The 16,913-nt window shown below is 71.7% G+C and carries 17 protein-coding genes; 9 read left to right on the forward strand and 8 right to left on the reverse strand.

Annotation, left to right across the window (positions count from 1 at the left end):
• Window positions 1-3 precede the first annotated feature (3 nt).
• A complete protein-coding gene (locus ACIGWZ_RS29075; RefSeq protein ID WP_400069663.1) occupies window positions 4-1,479 on the reverse strand; it encodes an amidase in 1,476 nt (491 codons plus the stop codon).
• A gap of 159 nt (window positions 1,480-1,638) precedes the next feature.
• Here ACIGWZ_RS29075 and ACIGWZ_RS29080 point away from each other — a divergent pair, with 159 nt between their 5' ends.
• From ACIGWZ_RS29080 to ACIGWZ_RS29095, 4 genes are all read left to right on the forward strand, one after another.
• Window positions 1,639-1,929 (forward strand): hypothetical protein, encoded by a 291-nt coding sequence (locus ACIGWZ_RS29080; protein WP_400069859.1) that lies wholly within the window; start codon window positions 1,639-1,641, stop codon window positions 1,927-1,929.
• A 145-nt stretch (window positions 1,930-2,074) separates the two neighbouring features.
• The gene (locus ACIGWZ_RS29085; protein ID WP_400069664.1) at window positions 2,075-2,818 is read left to right on the forward strand and encodes a hypothetical protein; all 744 of its coding nucleotides are present in this window, start codon (window positions 2,075-2,077) and stop codon (window positions 2,816-2,818) included.
• A 44-nt stretch (window positions 2,819-2,862) separates the two neighbouring features.
• On the forward strand, window positions 2,863-3,963 hold the full coding sequence (locus ACIGWZ_RS29090; protein ID WP_400069665.1) for a calcium:proton antiporter: 1,101 nt from the start codon (window positions 2,863-2,865) through the stop codon (window positions 3,961-3,963).
• 95 nt (window positions 3,964-4,058) lie between these two features.
• On the forward strand, window positions 4,059-4,925 hold the full coding sequence (locus ACIGWZ_RS29095) for a polysaccharide deacetylase family protein (RefSeq protein ID WP_400069666.1): 867 nt from the start codon (window positions 4,059-4,061) through the stop codon (window positions 4,923-4,925).
• A gap of 252 nt (window positions 4,926-5,177) precedes the next feature.
• On the opposite strand, the gene ACIGWZ_RS29100 is transcribed toward ACIGWZ_RS29095, so the two are convergent.
• Window positions 5,178-5,915: an SDR family NAD(P)-dependent oxidoreductase gene (locus tag ACIGWZ_RS29100; protein ID WP_400069667.1), complete on the reverse strand. Its 738-nt coding sequence runs from the start codon at window positions 5,913-5,915 to the stop codon at window positions 5,178-5,180.
• Window positions 5,916-6,026: 111 nt separating this feature from the next.
• Here ACIGWZ_RS29100 and ACIGWZ_RS29105 point away from each other — a divergent pair, with 111 nt between their 5' ends.
• Window positions 6,027-6,689 carry an alpha-ketoglutarate-dependent dioxygenase AlkB gene (locus tag ACIGWZ_RS29105; RefSeq protein WP_400069668.1) on the forward strand — a complete coding sequence of 221 codons (663 nt, stop codon included), beginning with the start codon at window positions 6,027-6,029 and terminating at the stop codon, window positions 6,687-6,689.
• A 168-nt stretch (window positions 6,690-6,857) separates the two neighbouring features.
• Entirely contained in the window at window positions 6,858-7,829 is a 972-nt protein-coding gene (gene ligD / locus ACIGWZ_RS29110; protein WP_400069669.1) for a non-homologous end-joining DNA ligase, read from the forward strand.
• An 88-nt stretch (window positions 7,830-7,917) separates the two neighbouring features.
• Here ligD and ACIGWZ_RS29115 read toward each other — a convergent pair whose 3' ends face one another.
• Entirely contained in the window at window positions 7,918-8,820 is a 903-nt protein-coding gene (locus ACIGWZ_RS29115; protein ID WP_400069670.1) for a hypothetical protein, read from the reverse strand.
• A gap of 282 nt (window positions 8,821-9,102) precedes the next feature.
• Between ACIGWZ_RS29115 and ACIGWZ_RS29120 the strand changes: the two genes are divergently transcribed.
• Both ACIGWZ_RS29120 and ACIGWZ_RS29125 read left to right on the forward strand, forming a co-directional pair.
• Window positions 9,103-10,230: a glutathione S-transferase family protein gene (locus ACIGWZ_RS29120; protein WP_400069671.1), complete on the forward strand. Its 1,128-nt coding sequence runs from the start codon at window positions 9,103-9,105 to the stop codon at window positions 10,228-10,230.
• A gap of 159 nt (window positions 10,231-10,389) precedes the next feature.
• Entirely contained in the window at window positions 10,390-11,172 is a 783-nt protein-coding gene (locus ACIGWZ_RS29125) for a DUF899 family protein (RefSeq protein WP_400069672.1), read from the forward strand.
• A gap of 175 nt (window positions 11,173-11,347) precedes the next feature.
• Here ACIGWZ_RS29125 and ACIGWZ_RS29130 read toward each other — a convergent pair whose 3' ends face one another.
• Complete coding sequence (locus tag ACIGWZ_RS29130; protein ID WP_400069673.1) at window positions 11,348-11,668, reverse strand: hypothetical protein; 321 nt, start codon at window positions 11,666-11,668, stop codon at window positions 11,348-11,350.
• Window positions 11,669-11,957: 289 nt separating this feature from the next.
• Between ACIGWZ_RS29130 and ACIGWZ_RS29135 the strand changes: the two genes are divergently transcribed.
• The gene (locus ACIGWZ_RS29135; RefSeq protein ID WP_400069674.1) at window positions 11,958-13,550 is read left to right on the forward strand and encodes a CocE/NonD family hydrolase; all 1,593 of its coding nucleotides are present in this window, start codon (window positions 11,958-11,960) and stop codon (window positions 13,548-13,550) included.
• A 67-nt stretch (window positions 13,551-13,617) separates the two neighbouring features.
• Here ACIGWZ_RS29135 and ACIGWZ_RS29140 read toward each other — a convergent pair whose 3' ends face one another.
• The 4 genes from ACIGWZ_RS29140 to ACIGWZ_RS29155 are packed head-to-tail and all read right to left on the reverse strand — an operon-like array spanning window position 13,618 to window position 16,825.
• Window positions 13,618-14,487 (reverse strand): amino acid ABC transporter permease, encoded by an 870-nt coding sequence (locus tag ACIGWZ_RS29140; protein WP_400069675.1) that lies wholly within the window; start codon window positions 14,485-14,487, stop codon window positions 13,618-13,620.
• Window positions 14,484-15,128 (reverse strand): amino acid ABC transporter permease, encoded by a 645-nt coding sequence (locus ACIGWZ_RS29145; RefSeq protein WP_400069676.1) that lies wholly within the window; start codon window positions 15,126-15,128, stop codon window positions 14,484-14,486. The genes ACIGWZ_RS29140 and ACIGWZ_RS29145 overlap by 4 nt, the downstream gene beginning before the upstream one ends.
• A 9-nt stretch (window positions 15,129-15,137) precedes the next feature.
• The gene (locus ACIGWZ_RS29150; protein WP_400069677.1) at window positions 15,138-16,067 is read right to left on the reverse strand and encodes a glutamate ABC transporter substrate-binding protein; all 930 of its coding nucleotides are present in this window, start codon (window positions 16,065-16,067) and stop codon (window positions 15,138-15,140) included.
• Between the two features lie 14 nt (window positions 16,068-16,081).
• Complete coding sequence (locus ACIGWZ_RS29155; RefSeq protein WP_400069678.1) at window positions 16,082-16,825, reverse strand: amino acid ABC transporter ATP-binding protein; 744 nt, start codon at window positions 16,823-16,825, stop codon at window positions 16,082-16,084.
• Window positions 16,826-16,913: the final 88 nt, after the last annotated feature.

Below are 16,913 nucleotides of genomic sequence, written 5' to 3' on the forward strand. Positions count from 1 at the left end.
GCGTCAGGCCGTGGTGGCCGGCCGCCTCTCGTGCCACCGCAGGTCGTCCTGGAGCTGGGCCGCCAGCGAGATCAGCCGGGGCTCGCCATGGGCCGGGCCGAGGAGCTGGGCGCCCAGGGGCAGGCCGTCCGCGCTGAAGCCGGCGGGGACGCTGACGCCGGGCCAGCCGAGGACGTTCCAGGGCCAGGCGTAGGGGCAGGCGGCGATCATGGCCTGGTCGGTGCGCCAGCCGTTGAGCCTGGCGAGGGTGCCGATGCGTGGTGGCGGGGTGGCAGTGGTGGGGGTCAGGAGGATGTCGTAGGGGCCGAAGAGGGCGCCGATGCGGCGTTGTTGGCGCTCTTCGGCGGCGCGGGCGCGGCGCAGGACGGGCCCGCCGAGGATGCGTCCCATGCGGACGGATCCGCGGGTGCGGGGGTCGAGGAGGGTGCGGTCGGGGACGCGGGCGGCCCATTCGCCTACGCCGGCGGTGGCGCGGGGGACGAAGGAGAGGCCGACCAGTCCGTAGTCGGGTTCGGCCTCCTCCACGAAGTGGCCGAGGCGGGCGAGGGTGCGGGCCACGCCGGTGACGGCGGCGCGGACTTCGGGGTGCAGGGGCTTGCGGGTGAAGGTGATGGGCGGTTTCCAGGAGAGGGCGATACGGAGGCGTCCGGGATCGCGGCCGGCGGCGTCGCGGGCGGCGATGGTGGGCGGACGGTGCAGATCGCCCTCGTGGTTGCCGCTGGCGATGTCCAGGAGGAGCGCCGCGTCCTCGACGGTGCGGGCCAGCGGGCCGATGCCGGTGATGCCCTGGAAGGACTCGGCGTCCGGCCAGGTGGAGATGCGGCCGCGCTGCGGCTTGATGCCGACGAGGTGGGACCAGGCGGCGGGGATCCGGACCGAGCCGGCGCCGTCGGTGCCGAGGGCGGCGGGGACCAGGCCCGCGGCCACCGCGGCGGCCGAGCCGCCGGAGGAGCCGCCGGGGGTGTGGTCGAGGTTCCAGGGGTTGCGGGTGTCGCCGAAGGCCGGGCCTTCGGTGAACGGCCACTGGCCCAGTTCGCAGGCGTTGGTCTTGCCGACGATGATCGCGCCGGCCGCGCGCAGCCGCCGCACGACCTCGGCGTCGTGTTCCTTGGGCGGGAACTCTCCGGCGCAGCCGAACGCCGTGGGCTCGCCCGCCACGTCGGTGTCGTCCTTGACGGCGACGGGCACGCCGAGCAGCGGCAGCCGCTCGCCGGCGGCCAGTTTGCGGTCGGCTTCGGCGGCCTCGGCCAGGGCCGCCTCGGCCCGTACCCGCCGGAAGGCGTTGACGGTGCCCTGGGTCGCCTCGATGCGTTCCAGGCAGCGCCGTACCAGCGCGGTGGAGGTCACCCGCCCGTCGGCCAGTGCCCGTGCCTGCTCGGCGAGGCCTTCGAGTTCTCCGGCCGTCGGGCGGGCACGGCCCGACGGGCCGGGTCCGCTTCCCCTTCCGGTTCCGGTGTCACGGGTCTCGTCAACGCTCACGGTGCGCGCCCTCCCTGGGACCGTTCTTGCGAACGGACCGCTCCTGCCAGTGAACGGTTCCTGCCGGTGAGTGGTCCTTGCCGGTGAACGGTCCAACGAACGGTGCAAGGAGGCTAGTCGTCACCGCTGTGGCCAGCAATGACGCCACACGTAGGCCACATGGACGTCACACGGACGGCACAGCGGCCCGGGCGGCGCGATCCCGGGGATCACGGCCGGACCACCTTCGGGGCGCACCTTGCGCTCGGCGCCGGGGCGGACCGGCGGCGTGCGGACCGTGCGTACCACGTCCCGGCCCGGGTCGCCGTCGTCGAGCGCGCCGACGCCGTCGGCCGCCAACTCCCCGTACGCGCAGGCCGGATCGGGGTTCTTTTCGGTGAGCCGAGGGCGGCGGCGGTGGCGACCGCGGCGTCGACGGCGTTGCCTGCGTTGCCTGCGTTGCCGCAGTAAGGGGGTATACCGCCCGGCGCGGGCAGAGCCGAGAGCGAGGGTGAGGCAGCCGGGGGGAGGCAGCGGGGGCATAGCGGGGCAAGCCGCCCCAGCCGCCCGCCCCGCCCTCGAACACGCACCCGGGCAGCCGCTACGCTCGCCCGCCATGGATGACACCCTGCTGCTCCTGACCGTGGCGGTCGCGGCCCTCGTTGTGGGTCTGGCTGCCGGCTGGGCCGTGCAATCGGCGGCGGCCCGCCGGAAGCTGGCGCGCGAACAGGCCTTCTTCGGGCTGCCGGAGGGCTCGGAGTGCGTGCTGGTCACTCACCGGGACAGCTCCTCGGCGCACTGGAGCATCCCGCGCCATGACGCGCTGGCGCTGCTCGGGCTGGCCGCGGTGGTCGAGAACTGCGGGGCGCACCCGGAGATCGCCCCGCACGACACCGGGCTCCAGGGCTTCGGGGCACGCACCGAGTTCTGTGTCGGCGATCCGACCGCGCACCGCCGGCTGGCGGCCCATCTGACCAATCTCCTGCCGGGCGTCGCGGTGCACCCGGGCGACGAGTCCGGCGCCGGCCGCGGCACGTTCACCATCGGCGGCACGGCGTACCGGATGGAGCCGGGCGCGGTGGAGTACGTCCTGCTGGCCCGTCTGACGGCCGGCGAGGGCGACCGGCCGGTGTTCCTTGCGGCCGGTCAGCGCCCGGTCACCCATCGGGCCGCGGTGCGCCATCTCGTCCGCAACCGGGCGCGGCTGGCCCGTAAGCACGGTGCCGGGGGCCAGTTCGCGCTGCTGCTGAAGGTGGTGAACTCGCAGGCGTACGGGCCCGATGTCGTCGAGCTGGTCGCGGACGTCACCAAGGCGGCGACCTCGCCCGCCGAGCCGAAGGGGCACCGGGCGGCGGCCTGACGCTCGGCGGGCGGCCGCCCGGGGGATCTGCGAAGCTCGGACGCATGATCGCCAGCCTGCGCGCCGCCGTCCTGCGCTGGACCGGTGTGCTGCCGGTCCTGGCGGTCGTGCTGCTGGCCCTGACCTGGGGGCGGTCGCTGCCGGTCGCCCTGGTCGCGCTGGTCTCGTGCTTTCTGGCCGGGGCGGTGCTGGCCGCGGTGCATCACGCCGAGGTGATCGCGCACCGGGTGGGCGAGCCGTTCGGGTCCCTCGTACTGGCGGTCGCGGTCACGATCATCGAGGTGGCGCTGATCGTCACGCTGATGGCCGACGGCGGCAGCAAGAGCGCCACGCTCGCCCGGGACACCGTCTTCGCGGCGGTGATGATCACCTGCAACGGCATCGTCGGCCTGTGCCTGCTGGTGGGCGCCCTGAAGCGCAAGGTGGCCGTCTTCAACGCCGAGGGCACCGGCGCGGCGCTGGCGACCGTCGCCACGCTGGCCGGTCTGAGCCTGGTCCTGCCGGCGTTCACCACCAGCACGCCGGGGCCCCGGTTCTCCACCCCGCAGCTGGTCTTCGCCTCGCTCGCCGCGCTGGTGCTCTACGGCATGTTCGTCACCACCCAGACGCTCCGGCACCGGGACTACTTCCTGCCGGTGACCGCGGCGGGCGAGGTGATCGACACCGAGGACCACGCCGATCCGCCGTCCCGGAAGGTGGCGCTGGTGAGCCTCGGGCTGCTGGCGCTGGCCCTGATCGCCGTGGTCGGGCTCGCCAAGGGGGTGTCGCCGACGATCGAGACCGGGGTGGCCGCGGCGGGTCTGCCGTCCTCCGTCGTCGGCATCGTGATCGCGCTGCTGGTGCTGCTGCCGGAAACCATCGCCGCCGTACGGGCCGCCCGCCGGGACCGCGTCCAGACCAGCCTCAATCTGGGCCTCGGCTCGGCGATGGCCAGCATCGGCCTCACCATCCCCGCGGTCGCCGTTGCCTCGGTGTGGCTGCCGGGCCCGCTCCACCTGGGCCTCGGCGCGACCCATATGGTGCTGCTCGCCCTCACCGTCATGGTGGGCACCCTGACGGTGGTCCCCGGCCGCGCCACCCCTTTGCAGGGCGGTGTCCATCTCGCCCTGCTGGCCGCGTACATCGTGCTGGCGGTCAGCCCCTGACGCCCTCGGCCACAGCTCGGCCGAACGGGGTGCGGAACCCGTCGCCCCTGGTGTGGCTGCGGCCCGGAGCGGTGGCCGCATGAGAGCACGGAAACGTGCGAGCCGACGAAAACGACCCTCGGACACCTACCCGGCGGCTGTTCCTGCGGGGCGGCCTCGCGGTCGGCCTGCTCGGCGTCGGGCGCCTGCTGACCGCGTCGGATGCGCAGCCACCGCAGGCCGCCCCGTGGGACGCGGCGGAACTGCCGAAGCCGCACCCGACGGCCGGGGCGCCGCCGCCGCGGATCCAGGGCGCGCTCGCCCAGCGCTACCGGCTGCGCCCGATGGCCGGCGAGACCTCGCTCTCCGGGCCCGGCGCCTCGCCCGTGCACCCCGACGTCGCGTTCCGGCTGCCCACGCAGGGCCGCGAGGTCGCCCTGACCTTCGACGACGGGCCCGATCCCCGCTGCACCCCAAAGATCCTGCGGACGCTGCGCCGGCACGACATCCGGGCCACCTTCTTCATCGTCGGCGAGAGCGCCGCCGCCTTCCCCGGCCTGCTGCGCGAGATCGTCGACGACGGCCATGCCGTCGCCAACCACAGCTGGACCCACCCACAGCTCACCGCGCTCCCCCCGGCCAAGGTCTACGACCAGCTCGGCCGCACCAGCAGCATGGTCGCGGACACCCTGGGCACCGCCCCGCGCCTGGCCCGCGCCCCGTACGGCGCCTGGGACGAGCCGTCGCTGAGCATCTGCAGCGACCTGGGCATGTCCCCCGTCGGCTGGTCCATCGACTCCGCCGACTGGACCCGCCCCGGCCCGAAGCGCATCGCCACCACCGTCCTGCGGGGCATGGCGCCCGGTGCGATCGTGCTCAGCCACGACGGCGGCGGCGAGCGCGCGCAGACCGTCGCGGCGCTGGCGTGGTATCTGCCCCGTCTGCTGGACCACGGCTACCGGCCGATCCGTATCGAGGCCTGAGGGCGACCGGCTCGCGCGGCGCACGCCCGGCGCATCCGGGGCCGCCGACGGCCCGCAGACGCGCTCCGGGGCACCCGGCGCGGCGGGTGATGACCGTCACCCGGGGCACCCGCGCAGGAACACCGTCCGATGGTTTATCGTTCAATTGGAGCGCGACGGAAACGGAATTCCGCTCACGTCCGCCCCCCCCAAAGCTGCCCCGGCCGAAATCCCCCGTTCGGCCGGGGCTTCCCCTTTCCTGGGGTGCGACGCTCAACGAAGGTGCGACGCCCCGTTGACGTCGAGCACCGCGCCGGAGGACCAGACCGCGTCGGGCGAGGCGAGGTAGTGCACGGCGGCGGCCACGTCCTGCGGCGTGGCGACCCGGCCGAACGGGCTCTGTTGCTCGACGTCCTCGGTGATCCGGTCCGCGACCCGCTCGGTCCCCACGAAACCGGGCGCGACGGAGGCGACGGCGATTCCGTACGGCGCCAGATGGACCGCCAGCGACTGGCCCATGGCATGCAGCGCCGCCTTCGACGCCCCGTACGCCGGGTGATCCGGCTCGCCCCGGAACGCGCCCCGCGACCCGATGTTGACGATCCGCCCCGCCGCCGCCCGCTCGATCATGTTCCGCGCCGCGCAGTAGCTGATGTGCGCCGCCCCCAGGAGATTCACCTCCATGATCCCCTGCCAGGCGGCCTGCCAGTCCTCGAACGACGTACGGTCCAGCGGGTGCGCCACATTCGCCGCGGCATTGTTGACCAGCACATCGACCCCGCCGAGCCCGTCCACCGCCGCCTCGACGACCGCGGCCGCACCTTCCGGCGTACGCACATCCCCCTGCACCAGGACATGCCCGCTCCCCGCCAGCGCGGCAAAGGCCTCCTCGGCCGCCTCCCGCCGCGACGCGTAGTGCAGCGCGACCCGGTCCCCATCCGCGGCGAACCGCTCCGCCACCGCCCGGCCGATGCCCCTCGACGCTCCCGTCACCAGCACCGCGCGATCCATCCGTGCCCCCTCGCTCGTTTCTGCTCGTCCTCGTCCTTGCTTGATCACGACGATCGTACGCAGGGGGAACCACCGCTCCCGGAGCCGCAGGGGGCCGGTTAGTGTGCACGGATGTCTGCGCATCCGGAATCCGGTGACCTCGGTGGCCTCGGTCAACTCCCTTTCCCCGGCGGTACGGACGGCAGCGCCGGCGTCCCCGGCCTGCGCTGCGTCGCCGGCTGGCTCGCTCCGGACGCCTGCGAGGCACTGCTGGCCCAGATCGACGCCGGAGCGTGGTCGACGGAGCTGAAGCGGCGGGTCCAGCACTACGGGCGGCGCTACGACTACGGGCGGCGCAGCGTGGCGGCGGATGCGCGCGCCGGGGACGCGCCGCCGGTCCCCGAGTGGCTGGCGGTGCTCGCGGGGCGGCTGGCCGACGAGGGAGTGCTGGACCGCCGGGCGGATCAGGTCATCGTCAACGAATACCGGCCGGGGCAGGGCATCAGCGCGCATGTCGACTGCGTGCCGTGCTTCGGGCCGGTCGTGGCGGCGGTGTCGCTGGGCTCGGGATGCGTCATGGACTTCAGCGATCCCGGGACCGGTACGAAGGTGGGCGTGCCGCTCGCGCCGGGCAGTCTGTGCGTGATGACCGGGGCCGCCCGGTTCACCTGGCGGCATGCCATCGCGCCGCGCAAGAGCGACCCCGGGCCGGCGGGTGGCCGGGTGCCGCGGGGGCGGCGGGTGTCGGTGACGTTCCGTACGCTGACCGGGCCCGGCACCACGGGCACCCCGTAACCGGGCCCGGCACCACGGCCGCCCCGTAGGCGACGGGGAACGCCGATCGCCCGCTCTCCGGGTGCTTCCGCCGCTGCCGGGGCCGAAATCCCGGGCACCGGGCCGGCCCGGGCCGTCCTCCGGCGGGCCCGTCTGGCCGCCCGCCCGGTATCCCCCGATCATCGAAATATGGCCCCGACCGATGAGCGTGGCTTTCCGCCGTATCCCGAGATCCGGCCGATGCTGGCGTCCGTCGGCCCGCTGCCCGCCGCGTACGAGGAGGCGGCGTGGGCGTTCGAGGCCAAATGGGACGGTGCGCGCTGCATCGTCAGCACCCCGGGGGACGGTACGGTCCGGCTGGTCACCCGGGCGGGCAACGACGCGACGAGCACATATCCGGAACTGGCGCCGCTGGGCGAGCAGCTGCGCGGCCGGCCCGCGGTGCTCGACGGCGAGGTCGTGGTGCTGGACGCGCGGGGCCGGCCCGATTTCGGGCTGCTGCAGCGGCGGATGGGCGTGGTCAATCCGCGCCGCACGGCCCGGCTGGCCATGGAGTACCCCGTTCATCTCGTCCTCTTCGATGTGATGTACCTGGGGCAGTCGCTGCTCGGCGCGCCGTATTACGAGCGGCGCGGCGTCCTCTCGCAGCTGCGCCTGCGGGGGCCGAACTGGTCGGTGCCCGCGTATGTGGCGGGCCAGGGGCAGCAGGCGTGGGAGGCATCACTGCGGGGCGGCATCGAGGGCGTGGTGGCGAAGAAGCTGACCTCGCCGTACACGCCGGGCGTACGGTCACCCGAGTGGCGCAAGACCAAGCATCTGGTGACGCTCGACGTGGTCATCGGCGGCTGGACGGAAGGGCACGGCGGGCTCACCGGGCTTCCCGGCTCCGTCCTGGCGGGCGTGGAGGAAGCGAGCGGGCTGCGATACGTCGGCTCCGTGGGATCGGGCCTGTCCGACCGGGAGCGGCGGGACCTCGCGCAGTATCTGGGAGTGATCCCCCTCGGCCGCTCCCCGTTCACCAACCCGGTGGACGTCACGGGCGTCCACTGGGCCGAGCCCCGGCTCATCGCCGAGATCACCTTCACCGGCTGGACCTCGGCGGGGCGGCTACGGCACCCGATCTGGCACCGGCTGAGGCCGGATCTGACCCGTCTGGGCTGACGGCGCGTCATGCCGCGCGGGCGACCACCGCGAGGCAGGGACGGCTGCCCCTCGGCCGGTCTTCTCACACCGGTGTTTCAGCGGCCCCTCACCGGCCGCAGAACCCGGCGGCGGCGATCGATCCGCCGTCGTTCTCGTCGTCCGTGCCCACGATGCCCTCGTGCGATCCCGGCAGACAGGCGAGCGCCTCGACCTTGTGCCCGGGGAACGCGGCGATCCGGTGCGGCTTGTCGGACGCGGACACATGGGCGTCGCCGTCATCGCCGACGGAAAGGTGTCCGGCGTCGTAGAGCGCGGAGTCGTACGGCCCGTCGTCCCCCGGGTCCGAGGCGGACGACACCGTCAGCTCGCCGGAGGGCGACACCTTCACATCGGAGACGTGCCGGACGTCTTCGTCGGGATAAGGCGCGCTGAATTTCGCGGAATCGTGCGGGCCGAAGGAGTTGGTGGCCGGATCCCAGAGCGCGGCGGTCAGTTTCGCGGGCCGGTCGTCCTGTCCGCGGTCCGCCCAGACGGCGACGATTCCGTCCTTGGTGGCGTCCAGCGCGAATCCCTCGTAGTTACCGTCCGAGGAAATTCCGGGCAGTTGGAATGCGGCGACGACGCGCGCGGTGCCCTTTTCCGCATGAATGCGGTACGCCGCACCGCTGCTGGCGAGGGCCACGTACTCGTGGTCGCGCCCGGGGACGGCGTCGAGCGCCTCCAGGTCGACGGGTAGCTCCCCGCTCCACTTCAGGGGCCGCACACGCGGTGCGGCGTCCGGGCTGTAGCGCACTGCAACCAGTCGGTTCTCTCCGGGGTTCTTATTGTCACGGACGGCGAGAGTGTCCACCGCATCGCCGTCCCGACCATCGACCACGATTCCACTGATTCCGGAGGTGATGCCGTCACCCACCCGCTGCCAGTCGGCCGGCTGCGCGGCGTCAGCGGTGGCCGAGGCCGCTATGAATGCGGCGCCGGCCATGGCGACGCCGAATAGTTTCTTGATCATCGGCCGATTCTAGATGCGGACATCCGGTTACCGGCGAGTGGTCTTCATATCCTTCGTGAAACTTGGGAAATCCGACGGCCCCGATTACCACGCACCGTCAAATCCACGCCCTGGTAATGCTTTTCCCGGACATGTCTCTCGTGCGGGATTGCGTCACGGCCCGGCGAACGGGGAAGGCTCGCCCAACACACAGGAAACGCACGGGGAATGCACAGCACTGAGCGGATTGCACACGGACGGCAGACGGACAGCACACCGAAAGCACCAGGAGAGGAGCCGGTGATGGCCCGCCCCATCAACAGCGGCAGCGGCAGCGGCAGCGGCAGCGGCAGCGGCAGCGGTGACAACGTCGACGGCGAGCGCCACGGCGGCGCCGGCACGGACGGCACCGATGGCACGGACGGCAACGCCGTATACGGCAGAAAGCCGTTCAAGCGCTCGAGGAGCCACTTCGCGGACCGCATCACCGCCGACGGCAGGGACGGCTGGCCCGTGGAGTCCGGCCGCTACCGCCTCGTCGTCAGCCGCGCCTGCCCCTGGGCGAGCCGGGCCGTGATCTCGCGGCGGCTGCTCGGCCTGGAGGACGCCCTGTCGCTCGCCGTCACCGACCCCCTCCAGGACGACCGCAGCTGGCGCTTCACGCTGGATCCGGACGGTCGCGACCCGGTGCTGGGCATCCGCTACCTCGGCGAGGCCTACGACGCCCGCGAGAAGGACTACCCCGGCGGGATCAGCGTCCCCGCGATCGTGGACGTCCCCAGCGGACAGCTCGTCACCAACGACTACCAGCAGATGACCCTGGACCTGGCCACCGAATGGACGGCGCTGCACCGGCCCGGCGCGCCCGACCTCTATCCGGAGCCGTTGCGCGCGGAGATCGACGAGGTGATGGAGGGCGTCTACCGCGACGTCAACAACGGGGTGTACCGCGCCGGGTTCGCCACCGCGCAGAGCGAGTACGACGAGGCGAGCCGCGATGTCTTCCGGCGCCTGGACCTGCTGTCCGAGCGGCTGGCCGACCGCCGCTACCTGGTGGGCGACACCCTCACCGAGGCCGACATCCGCCTCTTCACCACACTGGTCCGCTTCGACGCCGTCTATCACGGCCACTTCAAGTGCAACCGCTTCAAGCTGGCCGAGGACCCGGTGCTGTGGTCGTACGCCAAGGACCTCTTCCAGACGCCCGGCTTCGGCGACACCGTCGACTTCCACCACATCAAGCAGCACTACTACCGGGTGCACACGGGCATCAACCCGACCGGGATCGTCCCGCTCGGCCCGGATCTGAGCGGCTGGCTGACGCCGCATCACCGGGAGGAGCTGGGCGGCCGGCCGTTCGGGGACGGTACGCCGCCGGGGCCGGTGCCGGCGGGTGAGGAGGTGCCGCCGACGGGCCGCCCCGGCCGCTGAGAGCGCGTCGGTGAACGTGCCGGCCCGACGCGGTCCGCGCAGGCTCGGCCATGGGCGCCCCGTGCTGCGATGAGTTCCGGCCGGGTCGCGAGTCTGCACTGGTGACCGTCGTTGAACGTCGTACGACGCCACCCGGCACGAGACACCACGGAGGACACCATGACGACCACGCCGAGTGACCCGACCACCGCGCGGCCCGGCCGCCCGCCCGTCGTCGACCTGGCCACCTGGCAGACCGCCCGTGACGAGCTTCTGACCCGCGAGAAGGCCCACACCCACGAGGGTGACGCCATCGCCGCGGCCCGCCGCCGACTGCCGATGGTGGAGCTCGACGGGACGGTCGAGGTCGTCGGACCCGACGGCCCGGTGCCGTTCCTGGACCTGTTCCAGGGCCGCGACGAGCTCGTGGTCTACCAGCACATGTGGCACGACGGCGCGCCGCACCAGGGCCAGTGCGAGGGCTGCACCACCACGGCCTGGCATCTGAAGGACGCCGTCTACCTCAACGCCCACGGCGTCTCGTTCGCCATCCTGACCACGGGCCGGTGGGACGAGGTGGCCTCCTACGTCGAGTTCATGGGCTACACCCAGCCCTGGTACTCGGTGCGCGACGTGGACGCACCGATCGGTGGCGCCATGGGGTACCTCACCAGCTTCCTGCGCGACGGCGACCGCGTGTTCCTCACCTACTCCACGACGGGCCGTGGCAACGAGCGGGTCAACGGGTCCCTCGGCCTGCTCGACATGACGCCCTACGGCCGCGGCGAGGCGTGGGAGGACAACCCCGAGGGCTGGCCCGAGGGGCGCGGCCCGTGCTGGTCCTGGCGCTCGGACGCGGACGGAAACGCCACCTGGGGCCCGACCAGCCGCCCCGTACCGCAGTGGACCCGCCCCGGCGCGACCCCCGTGGAGACCCTCGGCCGGCACGGCCACCACCACTGACGCGCCCTCGTCGACGGCGTCGACAAAGGTCTGAGGCGCCGGGCGGAACCTCCGGATGATGCGAGGATCCGCCCGCGCGCTCGGCCGGCCGGTCCCCTCGCGGCGGCGGCTCACCCGCCGGCCCGGTTCACCGACGCCCTCCGGGACCGGTCCGGCAGGGATACCGCCGGGTGCGTCATGGGGATCCGCGCTCGGCCTGTTCCTCGACCCAGCGGCCGTGCGCCTCCCAGGCGGCCTGCTTGCTCATTCCCAGCGCCGCGCCGATCCCCGACCACGAGGCCCCCGCGGCCCGCGCCGACCGCACCGCGAGCTGCCGCCCGGAGGCCGCCTTGCGCGCGATCACCTCGCCGAGCGCCAGCATCTCCAACACCTCGTCCCTGGAGAGCGGCTGGACGTCGGCACCCGGCGCCCGGGAGTCGCGCAGGCGGAGCGCGTCATAGCGGGCGGCGGCGGTGAGCAGGGTGAAGTGCCCCTCAAGGCCTTCGGGAGTCAGCATGCCCCCACCCTTGCGTCAAGACCTCTTGACGTCAAGCGAACATGACGCGCGGCCGCACGGGGCGGGGCGGGGCGGGCCCACGGCCTGCGACACCCTCCCCGGCGGCGATTGCGTCGCCGCACCGCATCAACTCCGCCCCCACATCACGACGTTACCCAGCCGTAACCTACCGACGGGTTACCCCAGGTAAGTGCGGCGCCTTACTCTCCAGTCAACTCGAGCCCCCGTACGCCCCACCTGTCTCCGGACAGCGTGCGCGCGGCTCGCATCGAGATCTGGAGCAGAGAAGATGACGCCCTCCCGCACGACCTTGCGCGCCGCGATCGGCACCGTCTCCACCGCGGTACTCGCCACCACGGTCCTCGCCGCGGCCCCGGCCACCGCCCAGGCGGCAACGGTGACATCGGCACCGGCGTCCGGCGCGCCCTCGGTGAAGTTCGTCGACATCAAGGGCGACGGCGGCATCACTCTCAAGGCGAATGTCTTCACCCCGGCCGGCGCGGACGGGACCCGGCGGTACCCCGTCGTCGTGCTGCCGACCAGCTGGGCCATGCCGCAGGTCGAGTACATGGCGCAGGCCAAGAAGCTGGCCGATGCGGGCTATGTGGTCGTCGGCTACAACTCGCGCGGCTTCTGGCAGTCCGGCGGGAAGATCGAGACGGCCGGTCCGCAGGACATCGCCGATGCCTCCAAGGTCATCGACTGGACGCTGGCCCACACGCCCGCCGATCCGCACAAGGTCGGCATGGCCGGGGTCTCGTACGGGGCCGGGATCAGCCTGCTGGCATCCGCATTCGACAAGCGGATCAAGGCGGTTGCGGCGCTCAGCGGCTGGGGCGATCTGATCGGCTCCATCTACAGCGGCCGCACCCAGCACCTCCAGGCGGCGGCGATGCTCGGCGGCGCGGGCGCGCTGACGGGACGCCCCAGCCCCGAACTCCAGGGCGTCCTCAAGGACTTCCTCACGTCCAACCTCGCCAAGGAGAAGGACATGATCGCGTGGGGGAAGAAGCGCTCCCCCGCCACCTACCTCGACAAGATCAATGCCAATGGCGCGGCGATCATGCTCGGCAACGCATGGGGCGATTCGCTCTTCCCGCCCAACCAGTACGCCGATTTCTACGAGAAGCTGAAGGGGCCGAAGCGGCTGGAGTTCCGGCCCGGCGACCACGCCACGGCCGAGGGGCTCGGGCTGTTCGGGCTGCCCAATGACACCTGGACGAACACCAAGCGGTGGCTCGACCACTACCTCAAGGGCGCGGACAACGGCATCAACCGCGAGTCGCCGGTACTGCTCAAGTCCCGTTCCACCGGGGCGTACGAGGGCTACAAGAGCTGGCAGGACGTCCCGTCCGCGCACCGGAAGATCGAGCTGGGCGGCAGCAAGCAGATCAACACCAACTGGGACTCCGGCGCCAACGGCGGGCTGATCTTCCTCTCCAGCATGCTGGACCAGTTCTTCCGGCTGCCGCCGATGGCGTCCATCCCGCTGCTGCCGCGCTCACTGGCCGCCGTATGGCAGTCCGAGCGCTACGAGAGCGGGCAGCGGGTCCGCGGGACGACCCGGCTGCACACCACCGTGACCAGCACCGCCGAGAGCGGCACCGCGATCGCCTATCTCTACGACGTGGGCCCGCTCGGCCTCGGCAAGCTGGTCACGCACGCCCCCTTCACCTTCCACGGCAAGACTCCCGGGCAGCCCTTCGGCGTGGACCTCGACCTCTTCTCCACCGCATACGACGTGCCGGCCGGACACCGTCTCGCGGTGGTCGTGGACACCGTCGACCCGCTGTACATCGAGCACAATCCGCGCGGCGCCGAGCTGACGTTCTCCTCGCCGGCGAAGGATCCGTCGTATGTGTCCGTGCCGGTGCGCGACTGAGGCACCGTACGCCCGGCGGGGCGGGGCCGTCCGCCGGCGCTCCGCCCCGCCGGGGACGGCGGCAGCCTCACCGCTTCGGCGGCTGAGGCGCCCCGGGCAGCAAGGTCCCCGGCTCCGGCGCGGCCACCTCGGTCGCCTCCACCTTGGGGTTGCGGCGCTGACGCTTGGCGACCCAGTTGGCGAACCAGGAGAGCAGCATGCACATGCCGATGTAGATCGGCGAGATGATCATGACGACGGGGATGAACGGCAGGTCGTAGTCGAGGTTCGAGGCGATGAGCTTGCCGGCGTGCAGGAATTCCTCGTAGGTGATGAGGTAGCCGAGCGAGGTGTCCTTCAGGGCGACGACCAGCTGGCTGATGATCGCCGGGAGCATGGCGCGGACCGCCTGCGGTACCAGTACGTGCGTCATGACCTGGGTCTTGCGCATGCCGAGCGCGTAGGCGGCCTCCCGCTGGCCGCGGTCGACGGTGTTGACGCCGGTGCGGAAGACCTCGGCGAGCACCGAGCCGTTGTAGAGGGTCAGGCCGGCGACGAGGGCGGGCAGGGGGGCCACCTTCAGCGCCACATAGATGAAGAAGATCATCACCAGGACGGGCATCGCACGGAAGAACTCGACCACCACCGTGCTCACCCAGCGGATGACCGCATGCTCGGAGAGCCGGCCGGTCGCCAGCACCGCGCCGAGCGCCAGGGAGAGCACCGCGGCCAGGCCGAAGGCGCGCAGGGTGTTGCCGAGGCCGGTGAGCAGCAGCTCCTGAATTCCCTTGTACGTGAAGGGTGTCCATTTGGCCGCCGTGAACTGGCCGGTGGAGAAGAGGAGGTAGACGATCCAGGCGATCAGGCCGAGGATCGCCGCCGTCGAGGCGAGGCTGTAGAGGCGGTGGCGTTGCCTGGTCCTGGGGCCGGGGACGTCGTAGAGGGCCGTGGTGGTCATCGGGCGGCTCCGAAGCGCTTCTCCAGCAGGTTGAAGATCGCGCTGATGGTCAGGGTCACGAGCAGATAGCCGACGGCGATCCAGATGAACGTCCAGACGATGCTGTAGCCCATCTCGTTGAGCGGTTTGTAGACGCCGAGGAGTTCGACGACGCTGAACGCCCCGGCGATCGCGGAGTTCTTGGCGAGCGCGATGAGGGTGGAGCCGATGGGCGAGATGACCGAACGGAAGGCCTGCGGAAGGACGATGTCCCCGAGGGTCTGCGGGAAGGTCATGCCCAGGCTGCGGGCGGCCTCGCCCTGACCCACCGGCACGGTGTTGATGCCGGAGCGCACCGCCTCGCAGATGAAGGCGGAGGTGTAGCAGCCGAGCGCCAGGACGGCGAACAGCTTGAAGGGCAGGACCAGGCCGAAGCGCGGCAGGCCCAGGACGACGGCGAAGAACAGCAGGGTCAGCGGAGTGTTGCGCAGCACCATCACCCAGGCCGTGCCGAAGGCCCGCAGCGAGCCGACCGGAGCGACGCGGAAGGCCGCCATGAGGAAGCCGAGGACGAGGGCGAGGACCGAGGCGAAGACGGTGAGTTCGACGGTGCCCAGCAGGCCGTCCCCGTAGAGGGAGAGATTGTCGAGGAGAACGTTCACGGGTCGGTCCTAGCTCGCCGGGTAGCGGTCGATCGGGGGCGGCTTCGGTGCGGGCACTCCGGACAGGCCGAGCGTCGCGTCGTACGCCTTCTTCCAGTTGCCGTTCTTCTCGTCGGCGGCGAGCACCTCGTCGAGGGCGAGGCGCAGTGCGTTGTCGCTCCGCGGGACGCCGATTCCGTACGGCTCCTCGGAGAACGGCTTGCCGACCACCTTCAGCTCATCGGGCACCTTGGCCGCGTAGCCCAGCAGAATCGCGTCGTCCGTGGTGACCGCGTCGACCTGATAGGTCAGCAGATTGTCCACGCACACCGAGTAGTTGTCGTAGGTGACCAGATCCGCCCTGGGATAGTCGGCCTGGATGCGCTGCGCGGGGGTCGAGCCGGCCGCGGAGCAGACGCGTTTGCCGGCCAGGTCCTGCGGCCCCTGGATGTCGTTCTCGTCGGCGCGGACCAGCAGCGACTGACCGGCCATGTAGTACGGCCCGGCGAAGCCCACCAGCTTCTTGCGCTTGTCGTTGATGGTGTAGGTGCCGACGTAGAAGTCGATCTGGCCGTTCTGCAGGGCCGTCTCGCGATTGGCCGAGGCGATCGTCTTGAACTGGACGGTGCCGGGCGGAAAGCCGAGGCTCGCGGACATCATCTTGGCGATCTCGATGTCGAAGCCGGTGTAGACCCCGGAAGCCGGGTCCTTCTCGCCGAGGTAGGGCTGGTCCTCTTTGACGCCGACGACGAGGTGTCCGCGGCGCTCGGCCCGTTCCCAGGTCGGCGAGGCGGGCAGGGTGAAGCTCTTGGCGACGGGGTACGTGGGCAGTTCGCTGCCCTTGGGGCCCTTGACCGGTGGACTGCCCTCGCGGCCGCAGCCGGCAACGGCCAGGACGAGCGCGGTGAGAACGAGTGCCACCAGGGCACGGCGTAGGGGCGGGAAGGGGAAGTACGGCATCGCGGCGCCCCCGTTCAGTGCTTGAGGATCTTGGAGAGGAAGTCCTTCGCACGTTCGCTCCGCGGTGCGGTGAAGAACTCCTCGGGGGTGCGGTCCTCGATGATGCGGCCGTCCGCCATGAACACCACGCGGTTGGCGGCGGACCGCGCGAAGCCCATCTCGTGCGTGACCACGACCATCGTCATGCCCTCCCGGGCGAGCTGCCGCATGACCTCCAGCACCTCGTTGATCATCTCCGGGTCGAGGGCCGAGGTCGGCTCGTCGAAGAGCAGCGCCTTGGGCTCCATGGCGAGCGCGCGGGCGATGGCGACGCGCTGCTGCTGGCCGCCGGAGAGCTGCGCCGGGTACTTGTCGGCCTGGGAGGCGAGCCCCACCCGCTCGAGGAGTTCACGGGCCCGCTGCGCCGCCTCCTCCTTCCGCTTCCTACGGACCTTGATCGGCGCCAGCATGATGTTGGCCAGCACGGTCTTGTGGGCGAAGAGGTTGAAGGACTGGAACACCATGCCGACTTCGGCACGCAACTGGGCCAGCGCCCGGCCCTCCGCCGGCAGCGGTCTGCCGTCCAGCTCGATGCTGCCGGACTCGATGGTCTCCAGACGGTTGATGGCCCGGCACAGGGTGGACTTGCCGCCACCGGAGGGCCCGATGACCACGACCACTTCCCCGCGGTCGACGGTGAGGTCGATGTCCTGAAGGACGTGCAGTTTTCCGTAGTACTTGTTGACCCCGCGCATTTCAATCAGCGCATCACCGGCCATATGCAGACCTGCCCACTCTCATCCGTACAGCGGAGAACCCGCAAACTACCGGGACAAAAGGGGTGCTTCCGCACTGACACGCACGGGG

It is taken from the genome of Streptomyces sp. NPDC053427 (genome assembly GCF_044544985.1).
In the GTDB taxonomy this organism is placed as follows: Bacteria; Actinomycetota; Actinomycetes; order Streptomycetales; family Streptomycetaceae; genus Streptomyces.

What these genes read in the sequence shown, in the direction of transcription:
- ACIGWZ_RS29155 (WP_400069678.1), bottom strand. Translation starts at nt 16,825, where the DNA reads ATGGCCGGTGATGCGCTGATTGAAATGCGCGGGGTCAACAAGTACTAC.
- ligD (WP_400069669.1), top strand. Translation starts at nt 6,858, where the DNA reads ATGGCCCCGACCGATGAGCGTGGCTTTCCGCCGTATCCCGAGATCCGG.
- ACIGWZ_RS29130 (WP_400069673.1), bottom strand. Translation starts at nt 11,668, where the DNA reads ATGCTGACTCCCGAAGGCCTTGAGGGGCACTTCACCCTGCTCACCGCC.
- ACIGWZ_RS29140 (WP_400069675.1), bottom strand. Translation starts at nt 14,487, where the DNA reads ATGACCACCACGGCCCTCTACGACGTCCCCGGCCCCAGGACCAGGCAA.
- ACIGWZ_RS29100 (WP_400069667.1), bottom strand. Translation starts at nt 5,915, where the DNA reads ATGGATCGCGCGGTGCTGGTGACGGGAGCGTCGAGGGGCATCGGCCGG.
- ACIGWZ_RS29090 (WP_400069665.1), top strand. Translation starts at nt 2,863, where the DNA reads ATGATCGCCAGCCTGCGCGCCGCCGTCCTGCGCTGGACCGGTGTGCTG.
- ACIGWZ_RS29085 (WP_400069664.1), top strand. Translation starts at nt 2,075, where the DNA reads ATGGATGACACCCTGCTGCTCCTGACCGTGGCGGTCGCGGCCCTCGTT.
- ACIGWZ_RS29150 (WP_400069677.1), bottom strand. Translation starts at nt 16,067, where the DNA reads ATGCCGTACTTCCCCTTCCCGCCCCTACGCCGTGCCCTGGTGGCACTC.
- ACIGWZ_RS29080 (WP_400069859.1), top strand. Translation starts at nt 1,639, where the DNA reads ATGGACGTCACACGGACGGCACAGCGGCCCGGGCGGCGCGATCCCGGG.
- ACIGWZ_RS29135 (WP_400069674.1), top strand. Translation starts at nt 11,958, where the DNA reads ATGACGCCCTCCCGCACGACCTTGCGCGCCGCGATCGGCACCGTCTCC.
- ACIGWZ_RS29115 (WP_400069670.1), bottom strand. Translation starts at nt 8,820, where the DNA reads ATGATCAAGAAACTATTCGGCGTCGCCATGGCCGGCGCCGCATTCATA.
- ACIGWZ_RS29105 (WP_400069668.1), top strand. Translation starts at nt 6,027, where the DNA reads ATGTCTGCGCATCCGGAATCCGGTGACCTCGGTGGCCTCGGTCAACTC.
- ACIGWZ_RS29125 (WP_400069672.1), top strand. Translation starts at nt 10,390, where the DNA reads ATGACGACCACGCCGAGTGACCCGACCACCGCGCGGCCCGGCCGCCCG.
- ACIGWZ_RS29120 (WP_400069671.1), top strand. Translation starts at nt 9,103, where the DNA reads ATGGCCCGCCCCATCAACAGCGGCAGCGGCAGCGGCAGCGGCAGCGGC.